Source organism: Brevibacterium oceani, assembly GCF_013623835.1.
Taxonomy (GTDB): Bacteria; Actinomycetota; Actinomycetes; order Actinomycetales; family Brevibacteriaceae; genus Brevibacterium; species Brevibacterium oceani.
In genome coordinates this window covers 20,934-35,931 of the sequence record NZ_JABKDE010000010.1, presented here as the reverse complement: position 1 = coordinate 35,931, position 14,998 = coordinate 20,934, and the positions used below count along the sequence as shown (strand labels likewise).

Here is a 14,998-nt window from a genome sequence, read left to right as displayed (position 1 = left end):
TTCCTTCTCTGCGACCGACGCTTGGGCGCAACGGCCGCGACGTTGTTGGGGCAGGTGAGACCAGTGTACGAGCCACCGGCAGCACCCGATTGAACTCTGGGTGAGCGATTCCCGTCCGTGCCGAGGCGGTTCATCCACCTCGGCGCGGGCAGGACCCGATCAGTGCGACTGGCGTTTGTAGAACGGCAGCTGCGTAACGGTGAAGCCGTGCGCCTTGCCGCGGATGTCGACGGTGACCGCGGTTCCCGCCTCGGCGAATTCCCGGTCGAGGTAGGCCAGGGCGATGGGATGGCCGAGCGTCGGGGAAGGCTGCCCCGAGGTCACGGTGCCGACTTCGGCACCGTCGACGACGATCGCCGCACCCGAACGTGCGGCGCGGCGTCCCTCCGAGGTCAGGCCCACGAGCACGCGCGCCGGCTCGGTCTCCCCGAGCTTCTCAAGCGCCTCCCGTGCGACGAAGGACTCCTTCGTCTTGAACCCGATCATCCGGCCCAGTCCCGCATCGAACGGGGTGGTGTTCAGGTCGAGTTCGTTGCCGTAGAGCGGCATCCCGGCCTCCAGGCGCAGCGAATCGCGCGAGGCCAGCCCGCAGGGCACGAGCCCGTAGTCGGCACCCGAGGTCACGAGCGTCTCCCACAGCCGGGTGGCGCCGATGTTCGGGGCGTAGAGTTCGAAGCCGTCCTCGCCGGTGTATCCGGTGCGGGCGAGCATGAGGTCGATCCCGGCGATCGTCAGCGGCATCCACGCGTAGTACTTCAGCTCGCGCACCGCCTCACCGATGGTGATGGTCTCATCCCCCGCCGAGGTGGCTCCCCCGTTGGCGGCGTCCGTGACCTCGGCCTTCGCCTTGTCCCCGGCCCCGGTGCGGGGCCCGAATTCGCCGTCGGCGCCGTCGTCGAGGGCGCGGAGGATGATGGCCTCGGAGTTCGGGCCCTGGACGGCGATGAGCGCGGTGGCGTCGGATTCGTCGACGAGGCGGACGTCGGCGCCCGGGATCACCTCGTGGACGAAGTGCTCCACACGGTCCTTCAGGGCCGCGACCACGGCGGGCGTGTTCGAGGCATTGGGGACGATGAGGAACTCCTCCTCACCGATGCGGTAGGTGATGAGGTCGTCGAGGAGGTAACCCGACTCGTTGACGATGACGCCGTATTTGGCCTTGCCGACCTTCATCGTCGAGTACTTCGCCACGAGCGCGTAGTCGAGGAACGCCGCAGCGTCGGTCCCGCTGAGGCGCACCTCGCCCATGTGGGAGAGGTCGAAGAGGCCGGCGGCCTCGCGAACGGCCCGGTGCTCGGCGAGCTCCGATCCGTATTTGAGCGGCATGTCCCAGCCGCCGAAGTCGGTGAACGAGGCACCGAGCTCGGCGTGGATCGCGTGCAGCGGGGTCTCCTTGGTCTGGGTGGTCTCACCCTGCGTGTTCTCAGTCATCACTTGTCCTCTTCCTCGAACTCTTCGAACGCCTCGGGAGGCGGGCAGGAGCACACCAGGTTGCGGTCGCCGTAGGCTCCGTCGATGCGGCTGACCGGCGGGAAGTACTTCGTGTGGCGCAGGCCGGGGACGGGGAACACCGCGGTCTCGCGGGAGTACTTGGAGTCCCAGTCGTCCATCACCACGCTCGCCGGGTGCGGGGCTCCGACCAGCGGCGACTCCTCGTAGGAGTACTCGTCACCGATCTCGTCGATCTCGGCGCGGATGGTGCGCATCGCCTCGATGAACCGGTCGAGTTCGGCCTTGTCCTCGGATTCGGTGGGTTCGACCATGAGGGTGCCGGGGACCGGGAATGCGAGCGTCGGGGCGTGGAAGCCGAAGTCGATGAGACGCTTGGCGACGTCTTCGGCGGTGACTCCCGTCGCCGAGGTGATCGCCCGCAGATCGAGGATCGTTTCGTGACCGACGAGTCCGTTCTCACCCGAGTAGAGGACGGGGAAGACGTCGCCGAGCTTCTTCGCGATGTAGTTCGCGCCCAGCAGTGCGGCCCGGGAGGCCTCGCGCAGGCCTTCGGCGCCCATGAGTTCGAGGTAGGCGAAGCTGATGGGCAGGACGCCGGCGGAGCCGAACAGTGATCCGGAGATCGGCAGCTCGTGGGCGTCGGGATCGCCCGCGACGAGTTCGGCGGTAGTGGGGTCGCCTGGCAGGTAGGGGGCCAGGTGGTCGCGCACTGCGACCGGTCCGACGCCGGGTCCGCCGCCGCCGTGGGGGATGCAGAAGGTCTTGTGCAGGTTGAGGTGGGAGACGTCGCCGCCGAACTCGCCGGGCTTGGCCAGCCCCACCATGGCGTTGAGGTTCGCTCCGTCGACGTAGACCTGGCCGCCGGCGGCGTGGACCTTCTCGCACACCTCGCGCACCTGCGGTTCGAACACGCCGTGCGTCGAGGGGTAGGTGATCATGATCGCGGCGATCTTGCCCTCGTGCTTGGCGATCTTCGCATCGAGGTCGTCCATGTCGACCGATCCGTCGTCAGCGGTGGCGACGACCTGGACCTGCAGACCCGCGAGCACCGCGGAGGCGGCGTTCGTGCCGTGCGCCGACTGCGGGATGAGCACGACGGAGCGTCCCTCATCGCCGTTGGCGACGTGGAAGTTGCGGATCGCGAGCAGTCCGGCGAGTTCGCCCTGGGAGCCGGCGTTGGGCTGCAGGGACACCCGGTCGTAGCCGGTGACCGCGGTCAGCGAGTCCTCGAGTCGGGTGATGAGCGTGCGCCATCCCTGGGTCTGCTCGGCTGGGGCGAAGGGATGGATGGAGGCGAATTCGGGCCAGGTGATCGGTTCCATCTCGACGGCGGCGTTGAGCTTCATCGTGCAGGAGCCGAGCGGGATCATCGTCCGGTCTAGTGCCAGGTCCCGGTCGGCCAAGGTGCGCAGGTAGCGCATCATCGAGGTCTCGGAACCGTGGGTGTTGAACACGGGGTGGGTGAGGAATTCCGTGTCGCGGTGGAACGACGCAGCGAAGGCGGGCTCGGGCACGGCGTTGGCTCCGAACGTTCCCGCCGAGGCGGCCTCGAAGTCGTCCGCGTCGACCCGCGCGTAGATGCCGAGTGCTTCGAGCAGACCGTTGGCGTCGGCGACAGTGTGGGGTTCGCCGAAGGAGACGCCGACGGTGGTGGAGTCGATGACGCGGATATTGAATCCGGCCCGGTCGGCGACGGCCCGGGCGGCTTCGGCGTCGGCCACGCGGACGGCGACGGTGTCGAAGAATTCCCAGGTGGCCACCTCGGCGCCGGGTGCGGTGTCCGCGGCCTTCGCGAAGGCGTGGGCGAGGCGGTGGATGCGGGAGGCGATGCGGGTCAGGCCGATGGGGCCGTGGTAGACGGCGTACATCGAGGCGACGTTGGCGAGCAGAGCCTGCGCGGTGCAGATGTTGGAGGTGGCCTTCTGGCGGCGGATGTGCTGTTCGCGGGTCTGCAGGGCCAGGCGGTAGCCGGGCTTGCCCTGGGCGTCCTTGGACACACCGACGAGGCGGCCGGGCAGCTGGCGCTGGAGGCCGGACTTCACGGCCATGAAGCCGGCGTGGGGGCCGCCGAAGAAGAGGGGGACGCCGAAGCGCTGGGCCGAGCCCACGGCGATGTCCGCGCCCTGGGAGCCCGGGTCCTTGAGCAGGGTGAGCGCGAGCAGATCGGCGTCGAAGGTCACGAGTGCACCGCGGTCGTGGGCACCGGTCACGGCCTCGGTGAAGTCGCGGATGGCACCGGTGGTGCCGGGCTGGGCACAGACGATGCCGAAGATGTCTTCGCCGACGAGGCCTTCGGCGAGGTCGGCGACGGTGACGCGGAAGTCCATGGCCTTGGCCCGGGCGCGGACGACGGCGATGGTCTGCGGGTGGAGCTCGGAGTCGAGGACGACGGTTGTCCCCTTCTTCACGGCTCGACGCATGAGGAGGACCGCCTCGGCGACGGCGGTGGCCTCATCGAGGAGGGAGGCGTTGGCGATGTCGAGGCCGGTGAGGTCCTGGACGACCTGCTGGAAGTTCAGCAGCGCTTCGAGTCGGCCCTGGGAGATCTCGGGCTGGTAGGGGGTGTAGGCGGTGTACCAGGCGGGGTTCTCCACGAGGTTGCGGCGGATCACTGCGGGGGTGATCGTGTCGTAGTAGCCCTGGCCGATGAACTGGGTGCGCATGACGTTCTGGGCAGCCAGGTTTCGGAGGTCGGCGAGCACCTCGAATTCGGAGCGGCCGGCGGGGAGGTCGAGGTCCTCGTTCTGGATCGAGGAGGGGACGGCGGCATTGGACAGGGCCGCCAGCGAGTCATAGCCGAGTTCGTCGAGCATGGCCTGCACGTCGTCGGCGCGGGGGCCGATGTGGCGGTCGGAGAAGGGGCGCGAGGTATCCCCGGTCACTGCGGTGGTGTGGGCGAGTGAACTTGTCATTGCCGTCCTTGGGTCGGTGTCGCGCCCACCGATGGAGGACGCGTTGTGCACTGTGTCCTCCCCGATCTGTCGGGCGCGTGAGAGCGCCACGGTTGTGCGGCGATCTCGCGTCCTTCAGAAGTGCCTGCAATCGGTGGTACTGGGCCTGAGAGTTTCCCGGGGAGGGAATTGCACCTACGGCGCTGCGTCGCACTGCTGGCAACTGGTCGTTGCGGCAGCGGGCAGCTCTCCCACCTCATGTCTTAGCGGCGTATGAAGTTATCCACGTCTCAGTCTAGTCAATGCTCACACGGCGGCCAAACAGCCTGTTCGGGGAGGGCTCCGACCGAAGCGCAGGTCGCCATCGGATGCTTTCCGGCGGCAGGAAGTATCCGATGGTGACCTATGTTCTGCGCTGCCGACTCAGGCCGAGCCGCCGGCGGTGATGACGCCGCCGTCGGCGGTGAGCACCTGGGCGGTGATCCAGTCGGCGTCGGCGGAGGCGAGGTAGGCGACGGCACCGGCGATGTCCTCAGGGGTGCCGAGTCGGCCCGCCGGGTAGGTGGCGGCGACCTCGGCCTCGCGGCCTTCGTAGAGTGCGGTGGCGAAGTCGGTTTTGACGACCGCAGGGGCGACGGCGTTGACGCGGATGTCGGGTCCGAGTTCGACTGCCAGGGACCGCGTGAGGTGCGAGACCGCGGCCTTCGAGATGCCGTAGAAGCTGATGCCCGGGCTCGGGACCTGCCCGGCGACGGAGGAGATGGACACGACCCGGCCCTTGTTCTGACGGAAGTTCAGGCGCTCGTGGTGCACGGCCTCCTGGATCCAGGCGAGCGTACCGATGACGTTGACGTCGAGGATCTTCCGCGCGGCGTCGAGGTCGATGTCGATGAGCGGCCCGTAGACGGGGTTGATGCCGACGTTCGTGACGAGCACGTCGAGGCGTCCGAACTTCTCCGCGATGGTGTCGAAGACCTCCGCCCGATGGTTTGGGTCATCGGACTTCCCGGCGATGCCGACCGCGGTGCCGTCCGGGAACTGCGCGACCGCCTCGGCGAGGGCCTCTGCTTTGCGTGCGGTGAGGATGACGGTGGCGCCTTCGGCGTTGAGGCGCTGGGCGATGCCGAGGCCGATGCCGCGGCTGGCCCCGGTGATGAGCGCGACCTGGCCGGCGAAGCGCTGTCCGGACTGCGGGGTGGTGGACTCTGACATGCGTGAACTCCAGTGTTCTGTCGACGGCGATTGGCTGTCTGCAACGGACCCGCTGATCGGGCCCGAGATTGATCGTTCGTTCAGTATCTGGACTCATCGTAGTCACGGCATATGTCCGAAGACAAGACTGGCGCCGACACGGGGAATCCGAGCCTCCACTGCAGGTGAGCACGTCGCAGGCGAGAATGGACGCATGAACCACCTCGAGCATCACCTCGACATCGGCCCGGTGGAGCTGTTCCCGCTCGCCCGCGAAGTCGTCCTCACCTGGGGACTCCAAGAAGGCGCCGGAGTGATTGCCCGTCCGGTCCGGCGCGTTCACCTCGACCAGGTCGTCGATCTTCGACTCAATCCCGTTTGGCCGATCTCGCCGAGGCGGTCGCGCGGTCGCGATCTCACGCTCCGCGTCGGCTCGTGCGTGGTCACCGAGGTCATCGATGAGGAGTCCCGCGCCGGTTTCGTCTACCGCACGCTGCCCGGACATCTCGAGTCGGGCGAGCAGATCTTTCTTGTCCAACGGCGGCCGAGTGGCCGGCTTTTTGCTTCTATCGTCTCTGACTCTGTGCCCGGGCACCCGCTGCTTGCGGCCGTGACGCCCCTATCCGTGGCAGCACAGCGGATGATGGCCCGTCGCTACGCCGCCGGCCTGCGCCGGGCACTCACTGCTGCCCGCCCCACCTCCGACTCCGCTCGCCGGGCCTGACTCTGGAGCCGCGACGACAACCGGACGATGCGATGCCACTATGTTGACCGCGCAGGAGCAGGCACTCAGATCCACCGCGGTGCTGTTGGATCTTGAGCTGCGATTGGTCGAGGCCTTCACCGCGGGTCGGCATGCGATGGCTCTCCTCACCTCGCACGAACAGGGTGGATCCGTCGACGATAGAGATTCATGAACCAAATCGCAATAATCTCCTTCAATTATGACCGATCAAGCGTTAAGGTGGACTGAGCCACAGAACTGGCCCAGCCGCAGAACTGACCGAGCCCCAGAACCCCGGATCGAACGAGAATGGACTCCCCCACGATGACCGACCGTGACGACTTCCTCACCCGCGCAGGCTCCGGCCCGCTGTCCGGCCAGGTGGTCGTCGACTTCTCCCGGGTCCTTGCCGGTCCCTATGCGACGATGATGCTCGCCGACCTCGGCGCCACCGTCATCAAGGTCGAAGGCCCCAAGGGCGATGACACCAGGCACTGGGCACCACCGGTCCGCGACGACGACGCGACCTATTTCCTCTCGGTCAACCGCAACAAGTTCGACATCGTGCTCGACTTCGCCGACGCCGACGACCTCGCAGTCGCCCAGGATCTGGCCGCACGCGCCGACATCATCGTCGAGAACTTCAAACCCGGCGGACTCGCCAAGTTCGGCCTCGACTACGACACCGTCGCAGCGAGCAACCCCGCGGTCGTCTACGCCTCCATCACCGGCTTCGGCCCGGACAACCCCCTGCCCGGCTACGATCTCCTCGTCCAGGCGATGTCGGGGTTCATGTCGGTCACCGGCAGCCCCGAAGGATCGCCCTACCGTGCCGGAGTTGCGGTCTTCGACGTCATCACCGGACTGCACACGACGATCGGCATCCTCGCCGCCGTCCAGCACAGAATGCTGACCGGAGAAGGCCAGCTGGTGGAGACGAACCTCATGTCCTCGGCGATGTCCGGCCTGGTCAACCAGTCCGGGGCCTATGCAGCGGCCGGGGCGAACCCGACGCGCATGGGCAACGCCCATCCCAGCATCTACCCCTACCAGCCGATGGCGACGAAGGACGGAGAGATCGTCATCGCGGTGGGCAACGACGGCCAGTTCGCCACCTTCGCCGAGGCGCTCGGACGTCCCGATTGGGCCGAAGACGACCGTTTCGCAAAGGCGAAGATCCGCAATGCCAACCAGGAACTGCTCGAGCCGGAGATCCTCGAGGCGCTGCGGGCTCACACGGCGGACGAATGGTTCGATGCACTCACGCCTCTCGGAATTCCCTGCGCCCCGATCAATTCGATTGCCGAAGGGGTCGAGCGTGCGAAGGACCTCGGCCTCGATCCCATCGTCGAGGCAGGGGAAGGCGAGCGCATCATCCCGACCATCCGCAATCCGATCCGTCTGTCGAAGTCGGAGGTGTCCTATGACCTCGCGCCACCCGAATTCGGCAGGGACTCCGAACGGGTTCGCGACTGGCTCCGGCACTCCCCCGCCGCCACGACGCTCGGCACCACCGCCGCTGATGAAGGAGAATCACACCATGGACACCACTGAACTCGACGACATCCTTGACGCCGTCCGCGAATTCGTCCGCGAGAAGGTCGTCCCGCTCGAGACCCAGGTCGAGGACGAGGACGCCTTCCCCGAAAGCATCATCAAAGAATCCGCCGAGATGGGACTCTTCGGCTGGGCCCTGCCGGAGGAGTACGGCGGGCTCGGCCTCAATGCCGAACAGGACGCGCTGCTGGCCATGGAGCTCGGCTATACGACCCCGTCGTTCCGCTCGCTGTTCGGGACGAACAACGGCATCGCCGGTCAGGTCCTCGTCAACTACGGCACGGATGCGCAGAAGTCCGAATGGCTGCCGCGTCTGACCTCCGGCGAGGTCGTCGCCTCCTTCGCCCTGACCGAGTCCGAGGCCGGGTCCGACCCCTCCGGCCTGCGGACCAAGGCCGTGCGCGACGGCGACGACTACGTCATCACGGGCTCCAAGCGCTTCATCACCAACGCCGAATCCTCCGACGTGCTCATGGTCTTCGCCCGCACGGACCCGAACGCCACCGGGTCGAAGGGGATCTCCGTCTTCCTCGTGCCCACGAAGTCCAAAGGTGTGACCGTCGGACCCCACGACCACAAGATGGGTCAGGCCGGGGCCTGGACCTCGGAGATCTTCTTCGACGACGTGCGCGTGCCCGCCGCCAACCTCATCGGCGGCGAGGAGGAGAAGGGGTTCTACGCAGCCATGGCCTCGCTGAATAAGGGCCGGCTCCACATCGCCGCGATCTGCGTGGGCCAGTGCATCCGCATCCTCGACGAATCCGTGAAGTTCGCCGCCGAGGCGAAGCAGGGCGGGGAACCGATCTCCCGGTTCCAGCTCGTCCAGGGGATGCTCGCCGACATCTACACCGACACGGCCGCTGCGAAGTCGCTCGTCCTCTCGGCCGCCCAGCGCTGGGACGCCGAGACCGACCGCAAGCTCGGCCCCTCCTCGGCGAAGCTCTTCGCCTCCGAGGCACTCGCCCGCGTCGCCGACAAGGGAGTGCAGGTCCAGGGCGGGATGGGCTACATGCGCGAGTCCGCGGTCGAGCGGTTCTACCGCCATGCCCGCCTGTTCCGGATCTACGAAGGCACCTCCGAGGTCCAGCGCGTCGTCGTCGCCAAGCAGCTGCTCAAGGGCGCGCACAAGCCCCAGTTCAACCTCTGACCTGCACGAACAGGACTGTTCACGCACAAGCACAAAGGCGGGCCGCCTCGGCGACCTCCACACACCACCGAACACCGACGAAAGGACACATCGTGACCGACTCAACCACACCAGCGAATTCCGACTCCGGGATCACCGCCACCGAGGTCGGCGGGATCACCGCTGTCCCCGGCCTGCTCACCGGCAAGGTCGCCGTCATCACCGGAGCCGCTCAGGGCCTCGGACTGGCGATGGCGCACAGCCTCGTCGACTCCGGGGCACGCGTGGTCATCGGCGATATGAATGCCGAAGCCATCGAGGCCGCCGTGAGCGAACTCGGCGGATCCGATATCGCTGCCGGCGTCGTCTGCAACGTCTCCTCACTCGAGGCCGTCCAGGAACTCGCCGACACTGCCGCGAACACCTTCGGCGGCGTCGATATCTGGGTCAACAACGCCGGCATCACTCGTGATGCGACGATCCGGAAGATGACCGAGCAGCAGTTCGACGACGTCATCTCCGTCCACCTGCGCGGCACGTGGAACGGGCTCAAGGTCGCCACCGCGCTCATGCGCGAGCAGGACCGCGGCGGCTCGATCGTCAACGTGTCCTCGATCAGCGGCAAGGTCGGCAACGCCGGCCAGTCGAACTACTCGGCGGCGAAGGCCGGGATCGTGGGCATGACGAAGGCTGTGTCCAAGGAGGTCGCGTTCAAGAACATCCGCATCAACGCCATCCAGCCCGGCTTCATCAACACCGCGATGACCGCCGCGATGCCGCAGCACGCGATCGATTCGAAGCTTGCTGACATCCCGCTCGGACGCGCCGGCGAACCCGAGGAGGTCGCCTCGGTGGTCCTCTTCCTCGCCTCCGGACTCTCGAGCTACCTCACCGGCACAGTCACCGAGATCTCCGGCGGCCGCCACATCTGACCTGCATGGTCCCCTCGCCGAGGCAGGGCGGCTTTCCCGTCCTCCCCTGAGGATCAGCCCTTAGCGCTCGTGCGGCGGTCGGGCAGGCGCACGACGCCGAAGACGAGCATGCCGACCAAAGGCAGCAGCGGCCAGATCCAGGTCACCCCATCGGCGTTGACCATTCCGGTATCGGCCATGATCGCCAGCCCCGCGCAGATGGCCACCGAGGCGGCGATCGGCATCCACATCGGCGGCGCGGGCCGATCGTCGGGCGCCGGTGATTCGAAGCGGCCGAAGACGGCCACGAGCACTCCGGTGATCGCCAGCAGGGCGAGTGCCCACAGCGGACGGGTCAGCCACCAGATCCCGGTCAGCGGGGCGGGCAGAAGGGCCCGAGCGTCTAGAGCCAGGAGCACATTCGCCAGTGCCGTCAGTGCGGTCAGGTGCCAGAGGAACCAGGTCATGATGCGCTGGTTGACCAGGACGGTGAGGAACCACAGGCCGGGGCTGCGCAGCAGTGTCGCCAGTGGGCGTTGGAGCATGAGTACGATTCCGGCCTGGGCCATGCCGAGGAAGGCCATGGTCACGCGGGTTGGTGCCGAGTTCGAGATGGCGTCGCCTCCCGCGGTGATCATCGAGACCGGGTACGGTCCGAGCCCGACGAGGAGCCCGAGGCCGACCGCCCCGATGACGAAGAGCAGCAGGCAGCGCTTGAGGTTCGAGAGTCGACCGTCGAGCCAGGCATACCCGAACTGGTGGAAGCTCGCCCACACGAGGAGGTAGTTCGGGTATCCGGCGAGCGTGCTGTCTGTGGTGATGCTGATGACATCGATGATGCCGGCCAGCCCGATGCCGAGGATGATCGACCACCAGCCCCATCGCTCCCACAGCAGCAGGCAGGGCGGGGCGACGATGACGACGAGCAGGTAGGCGGCGAGGAACCATGTCGGCACGAGGGCCATCTGCGAAGCCAGCTGCACGGCGGCGGGCGCAGCCCCGGCGGCCAGGGCGATGACGCACGTGACCAGCCAGGTCAGCAGCAGCGGGATGAGCGGCAGACCCAGGCGACGCAGACGGGCGCGCAGCCACTCGGCGTAACCGGTGTTCTTGCGCCGGGCCGAGCGCCACGACAGAGCATTGGAGTAACCGCCGACGAGGAAGAAGATCGGCATCACCTGGAACACCCAGGTCAGCGGGTGCGTCCAGCGGGCCTGGTCGAGCAGTCCGTGCGGGTTGATGCCGCCTGAGACGCTGACGGCGATGATCGTCCAGTGACCGAGCACGACGACGGTGATCGCCGCCGCACGCAGGAAGTCCACCTCGCGGCTGCGCGAGTCCGGGGTGGCCGCATCGATCCTGCGGGCCTGGGCCAGGAACGATCGGGGCATTCTGCGGTCTCCTTCTCGGTCGACGGCCGGGGTCGGGCCTCACGGCCGGGGTCAGGCCTGGTACTTGATTTCGCCTCCGACGACGGTGAGCGCGACACAGGTGTCGCGGATCGCCTCGGCGTGGGCGAACAGCGCTTCTTCGGAATCGTAACCGAGGAGACCGTCGGAATCGCCCACGGCCGCCTCGGCGTTCAGGCCCTCGGCGACGCAGGGGTCGGTGTCGACGAGGATGAAGTCGGCGTCCATTCCCGGCGCCAGATATCCGCGCCGATCCTCCAGACCGGAGGCGTACGCGGGTCCCTGCGTGTGCAGGCGGATGGCGTCGACGGCGGTCAGCCGGCGCCGAGGCTGGAAGGACGTGGACGCGTCACCGGAGATGTCCGCCCTGGTCATCGCCGCATAGATCGCGGCGAACGGGTTCGCCGGCTCGACCGGCCCATCGGAGCCGAAGACGACCTGCGCACCGGTCTTGAGGAGATCCGGCCAGGCGTAGGCGGCCAGCTGTGCGGACTCGTCGATGAGGTGGAGCAGGTGGAGGTCGGAGATGCAGTGCCGCGGCTGCATCGAGGCGATGACATCGAGTTCGGCGAAACGGGAGACATCTGCAGGCTGGATGAATTGGGCGTGTTCGACCCGATGACGCAGGGGTCGACCGTATCGTTCCTCGGCTGCAAGGGTGGTCTCGCGCAGACGTTCGAAGACGTTGAGGACGTGGTGATTGGCCTGGTCGCCGATCGCGTGGATCGCGACCGAGATCCCTGCTTCGGTGGCCCATCGGGCGTTGTCGAAGAGGTCGTCCTCGGACATCTGCGCGATGCCGTAGTTGGCCTCGGCGGGTTCGGTGCTCAGTGTCCCCGCGGGGACGCGGCCGGGGTAGGTGTAGGTCCCGGGGTCGGAGTCGGACGATTCGGCGCCGGCCGCTTCTTCGTCGAAGCTCTCCTGCTCGGGGAACGGTGAGGACATATGCGAGGTGTGCGAGCCCAGGGCTCCGTCGGAGAAGAGTTTGAGGCCGCCTCGGCGCAGCCAGTCGTCACCGTCGCCGGTGTGCCACCCGGTCTCGATCGCCCAGGGAACCTCGTTGCCACGCAGGTATTTCGTCACGCGGATGTGCTGGCGATCGGCCGCACGGAGGTCGGCCCAACCCAGCGTCGAGGCGATCCCGTCGAAGTCGTGGATCCCGGTCAGGCCTTGGGAAAGGAACAGCTTCTGCGTGCGGTCGAGACGTTCGATCTGCTCGTCGCGGCCGGGTTCGGGAATGTACCTGGCCACGAGTTCGGTGGCGTCTTCGCGCACGAGCCCGGTCAGAACTCCCTGTTCGTCGCGGACGAACTCTCCGCCGAAGGGGTCGATGGTGAGGTCGTCGATGCCAGCGATCTCGAGGCCGTGCCCATTGGTCCACAGGGTGTGCAGGTCGACCGACCACATCGCCACGGGATGGTCCGGCACGACCTGATCGAGCAGCTCCCGGTCGGGGTAGCGCGGATCGTCCCACTTGTTGAGGTCCCAGCCCGATCCGACCACCCAGGTGCCGACCGGCAGACCATCGGCGCGTTCGCGGATGGCCGCGACCGCCTCGGCGAGGGATTTCGTCTGGGACAGATCGAGGTCGGTGAGCGAATCGGCGTAGGCGATCGAATGCATGTGCCCGTCGACGAAGCCGGGGAGGATGACCTGCCCGCCGCAGTCGATCTCGTCGATCTCGAGGCCGGGGATGACCGCGGTCGCACCGACCCCGCCCGCCGAGGCGAGCGCCGCCGTCGTCGATGATTCCGCGGCGGCGATGTCGAGCAGTTCGGCCCGGGTGCCGACGGCGACGATGGTCTCCCCGTCGACGAGGATCGCGTCGGGCGGTGTGTCCGAGGTGCCGGGGTCGGGCGTGGGTGTTGAGGGGGTGGGTGCCGACGGATCGGCGGCGGGGGCTGAGGGGTCCGTCGCGGATGCCGACGGGTCCGGCGTGGGTGCGAAGGTGCGCACGACGGCGTTGGAGAACAGACGCATGGGCACCAGTCTAAAGGCCGCCTCAGCTCGCCCGCGGAAGCCCCTTTCTACTCGGAGTAGAATGCCGATCATGGCCAATATCTTCAGCACTCAGGACACCCGTCTGGCGGCGGGAGCGCGCATCCTCCTGCCGGCTGTGTGGCTCGGTCTCATCATCGGGATCTCGCTCATCGAGGCTCCGCTGAAGTTCACAGCTCCCGGCATCACGATCCCACTCGGACTGGGCATCGGCCGCCTCGTATTCGCGGCGATGAACTGGGTGGAGCTGGTCATCGCAGTGATCCTGCTCTGGACGCTGCTGAAGTCAGGGGTCGACCGCGTCTTCCGAACGCTGGCCTGCGGGCTCATCGGTGTGCTCATCATCAAGGTCGTCGTCATCCGCCCGCTGCTCAACCAGCGCACGGATGCCGTGCTCGCCGGCATCGACAACGGCGGCTCTGCCCTGCACCTGTTCTACATCGCCGCCGACGGCCTGCTCATCGTCGGGCTGGTCACCGCGCTCATCCTCGGCGTCCGCCGGTGGGTGAGCGTCCGTCCAGGTGTGGGTGGCGCGGCCCAGGGAGACTGACGGTCGACGACCGAGCGCGAGAGCCCCGAGTTGCGCCAGTCGCGCAGAATCGGATCCGGCGGCGGGACGACTCTGTGGTCCACATATAGGTCGGTTGAGATGATCGCGACGGCGACTCGATTCAGATCGCGGCGACGAGCCTGTCGACCTCTTCCTGGGAATCGGCAGCGGCGGTCGGCCCGCCGGACCCTCCGCGGCTGACGAGGAGCCCGGCCTCCTCGACGATGACAGCGCCGCCGGCATAGTCATAGATGCCCAAGCCGCGTTCGGCATAGGAGTTGATGCGGCCCTCTGCGACCATACACAGGTCGATTGCGGCCGAACCGCAGCGCCGCAGATCGTCATAGCCGTCCATGAGGTTCTCAAGCTTGGCCAGCTGCGGACCTCTGTTGTCTCCGGTGTAGGCGAAGCCGGTGGCGAGCAGTCGGCCGGAGAGTCCGGCCGGGGTGCCGTGCAGCCGCCGCGCGGGGATGCCTGCCGAGGCCTGACCGTCTTCCGCACCCACTGAGGGAAGAGCATCGGAGACCGCCATGGAATCAGACACCGCCGTGAAGTGGTCGGCCAGGCGGCCATCGACCCGATAGGCGCCGACACCATCGGCTGCCAGCCAGGTGGCGTCGAGTCCGGGTGAGGCGACGAGCCCGATGAGCCACCGGCCGAGGCCGAGTCCATCATCGGACGCCGAGCCCTCGCAGACGCCGACGGAGAAGGCGTGATGTTCGATGCCGCGGACGAAGTTGACGGTCCCGTCGATGGGATCGACGTGCCACTCAAGCGACGGTCCGCTGTCGCTGAGGTCGACCAGCCCTCCTGTCGAAGCGTCAAAGGCATGGAGACGTCCGAGGATTTCGGCGGAGTAGAACTCGACCGGGTCGAGCGCAGGCGAACCCTCTTCTCCGACCATGAGGTCGTTCGGCCTCACTTGGGACAGATAGCCGCGGACGAGTGCTTCGATCTGTGCATCGGCCTGAGTGACGAGATCATTGGGTGAGGTCTTCGTGTCGACGACCCGCGCGTCGAGGCTCGCGCCGAGCAGCGGTCGGAATGCCCGCATCTGCTCCCACGCCATGAGAGAGAGGTCGCAGGCGATGCGAATGAGGGCAAGGTCGGCGACCTCGGCAGGCAGGGTTTCGGATTCGAGAGGCATACCGCCACTCTAGACACAGAACGCGACGCAGCCGCGCAGAGT

General features: G+C 67.3%; 11 protein-coding genes and 1 riboswitch. Of the genes, 5 read left to right on the top strand and 6 right to left on the bottom strand.

The window, feature by feature from the left end; all coding sequences use genetic code 11:
* Positions 1–159: 159 nt before the first annotated feature.
* The 3 genes from HK401_RS18445 to HK401_RS18435 form a co-directional block, all read right to left on the bottom strand.
* On the bottom strand, positions 160–1,431 hold the full coding sequence (locus tag HK401_RS18445) for a glycine cleavage system aminomethyltransferase GcvT (RefSeq protein WP_181276116.1): 1,272 nt from the start codon (positions 1,429–1,431) through the stop codon (positions 160–162).
* Positions 1,431–4,364 (bottom strand): aminomethyl-transferring glycine dehydrogenase, encoded by a 2,934-nt coding sequence (gcvP, locus tag HK401_RS18440; RefSeq protein ID WP_181276115.1) that lies wholly within the window; start codon positions 4,362–4,364, stop codon positions 1,431–1,433. The genes HK401_RS18445 and gcvP overlap by 1 nt, the downstream gene beginning before the upstream one ends.
* A gap of 124 nt (positions 4,365–4,488) precedes the next feature.
* Positions 4,489–4,607, bottom strand: a riboswitch (glycine riboswitch).
* A gap of 159 nt (positions 4,608–4,766) precedes the next feature.
* Positions 4,767–5,555 (bottom strand): SDR family oxidoreductase, encoded by a 789-nt coding sequence (locus HK401_RS18435; protein ID WP_181276114.1) that lies wholly within the window; start codon positions 5,553–5,555, stop codon positions 4,767–4,769.
* Positions 5,556–5,748: 193 nt separating this feature from the next.
* Here HK401_RS18435 and HK401_RS18430 point away from each other — a divergent pair, with 193 nt between their 5' ends.
* The 4 genes from HK401_RS18430 to fabG all read left to right on the top strand — a co-directional run bounded on the left by HK401_RS18430 (position 5,749) and on the right by fabG (position 9,873).
* Positions 5,749–6,258 carry a DUF1990 family protein gene (locus tag HK401_RS18430; protein WP_181276113.1) on the top strand — a complete coding sequence of 170 codons (510 nt, stop codon included), beginning with the start codon at positions 5,749–5,751 and terminating at the stop codon, positions 6,256–6,258.
* Positions 6,259–6,582: 324 nt separating this feature from the next.
* Positions 6,583–7,812: a CaiB/BaiF CoA transferase family protein gene (locus HK401_RS18425; protein ID WP_181276112.1), complete on the top strand. Its 1,230-nt coding sequence runs from the start codon at positions 6,583–6,585 to the stop codon at positions 7,810–7,812.
* The gene (locus HK401_RS18420; protein WP_181276111.1) at positions 7,799–8,962 is read left to right on the top strand and encodes an acyl-CoA dehydrogenase family protein; all 1,164 of its coding nucleotides are present in this window, start codon (positions 7,799–7,801) and stop codon (positions 8,960–8,962) included. Before HK401_RS18425 ends, HK401_RS18420 begins: the two co-directional genes overlap by 14 nt.
* 92 nt (positions 8,963–9,054) lie before the next feature.
* A complete protein-coding gene (gene fabG / locus HK401_RS18415; RefSeq protein ID WP_309136044.1) occupies positions 9,055–9,873 on the top strand; it encodes a 3-oxoacyl-ACP reductase FabG in 819 nt (272 codons plus the stop codon).
* A 53-nt stretch (positions 9,874–9,926) separates the two neighbouring features.
* Here the strand turns inward: fabG and HK401_RS18410 are convergent, their stop codons facing one another.
* Together HK401_RS18410 and HK401_RS18405 are read right to left on the bottom strand one after the other, a co-directional pair.
* Entirely contained in the window at positions 9,927–11,243 is a 1,317-nt protein-coding gene (locus HK401_RS18410; protein WP_181276110.1) for an acyltransferase family protein, read from the bottom strand.
* Between the two features lie 51 nt (positions 11,244–11,294).
* A complete protein-coding gene (locus HK401_RS18405) occupies positions 11,295–13,241 on the bottom strand; it encodes an amidohydrolase (protein ID WP_219922076.1) in 1,947 nt (648 codons plus the stop codon).
* Positions 13,242–13,311: 70 nt separating this feature from the next.
* On the opposite strand from HK401_RS18405, the gene HK401_RS18400 reads away from it, so the two are divergent.
* The gene (locus HK401_RS18400; protein ID WP_181276108.1) at positions 13,312–13,809 is read left to right on the top strand and encodes a hypothetical protein; all 498 of its coding nucleotides are present in this window, start codon (positions 13,312–13,314) and stop codon (positions 13,807–13,809) included.
* Between the two features lie 121 nt (positions 13,810–13,930).
* Here the strand turns inward: HK401_RS18400 and HK401_RS18395 are convergent, their stop codons facing one another.
* Entirely contained in the window at positions 13,931–14,956 is a 1,026-nt protein-coding gene (locus HK401_RS18395; protein WP_181276107.1) for an inositol monophosphatase family protein, read from the bottom strand.
* Positions 14,957–14,998: the final 42 nt, after the last annotated feature.

What these genes read in the sequence shown, in the direction of transcription:
- HK401_RS18445 (WP_181276116.1), bottom strand. Translation starts at nt 1,431, where the DNA reads ATGACTGAGAACACGCAGGGTGAGACCACCCAGACCAAGGAGACCCCG.
- gcvP (WP_181276115.1), bottom strand. Translation starts at nt 4,364, where the DNA reads ATGACAAGTTCACTCGCCCACACCACCGCAGTGACCGGGGATACCTCG.
- HK401_RS18435 (WP_181276114.1), bottom strand. Translation starts at nt 5,555, where the DNA reads ATGTCAGAGTCCACCACCCCGCAGTCCGGACAGCGCTTCGCCGGCCAG.
- HK401_RS18430 (WP_181276113.1), top strand. Translation starts at nt 5,749, where the DNA reads ATGAACCACCTCGAGCATCACCTCGACATCGGCCCGGTGGAGCTGTTC.
- HK401_RS18425 (WP_181276112.1), top strand. Translation starts at nt 6,583, where the DNA reads ATGACCGACCGTGACGACTTCCTCACCCGCGCAGGCTCCGGCCCGCTG.
- HK401_RS18420 (WP_181276111.1), top strand. Translation starts at nt 7,799, where the DNA reads ATGGACACCACTGAACTCGACGACATCCTTGACGCCGTCCGCGAATTC.
- HK401_RS18410 (WP_181276110.1), bottom strand. Translation starts at nt 11,243, where the DNA reads ATGCCCCGATCGTTCCTGGCCCAGGCCCGCAGGATCGATGCGGCCACC.
- HK401_RS18405 (WP_219922076.1), bottom strand. Translation starts at nt 13,241, where the DNA reads ATGCGTCTGTTCTCCAACGCCGTCGTGCGCACCTTCGCACCCACGCCG.
- HK401_RS18400 (WP_181276108.1), top strand. Translation starts at nt 13,312, where the DNA reads ATGGCCAATATCTTCAGCACTCAGGACACCCGTCTGGCGGCGGGAGCG.
- HK401_RS18395 (WP_181276107.1), bottom strand. Translation starts at nt 14,956, where the DNA reads ATGCCTCTCGAATCCGAAACCCTGCCTGCCGAGGTCGCCGACCTTGCC.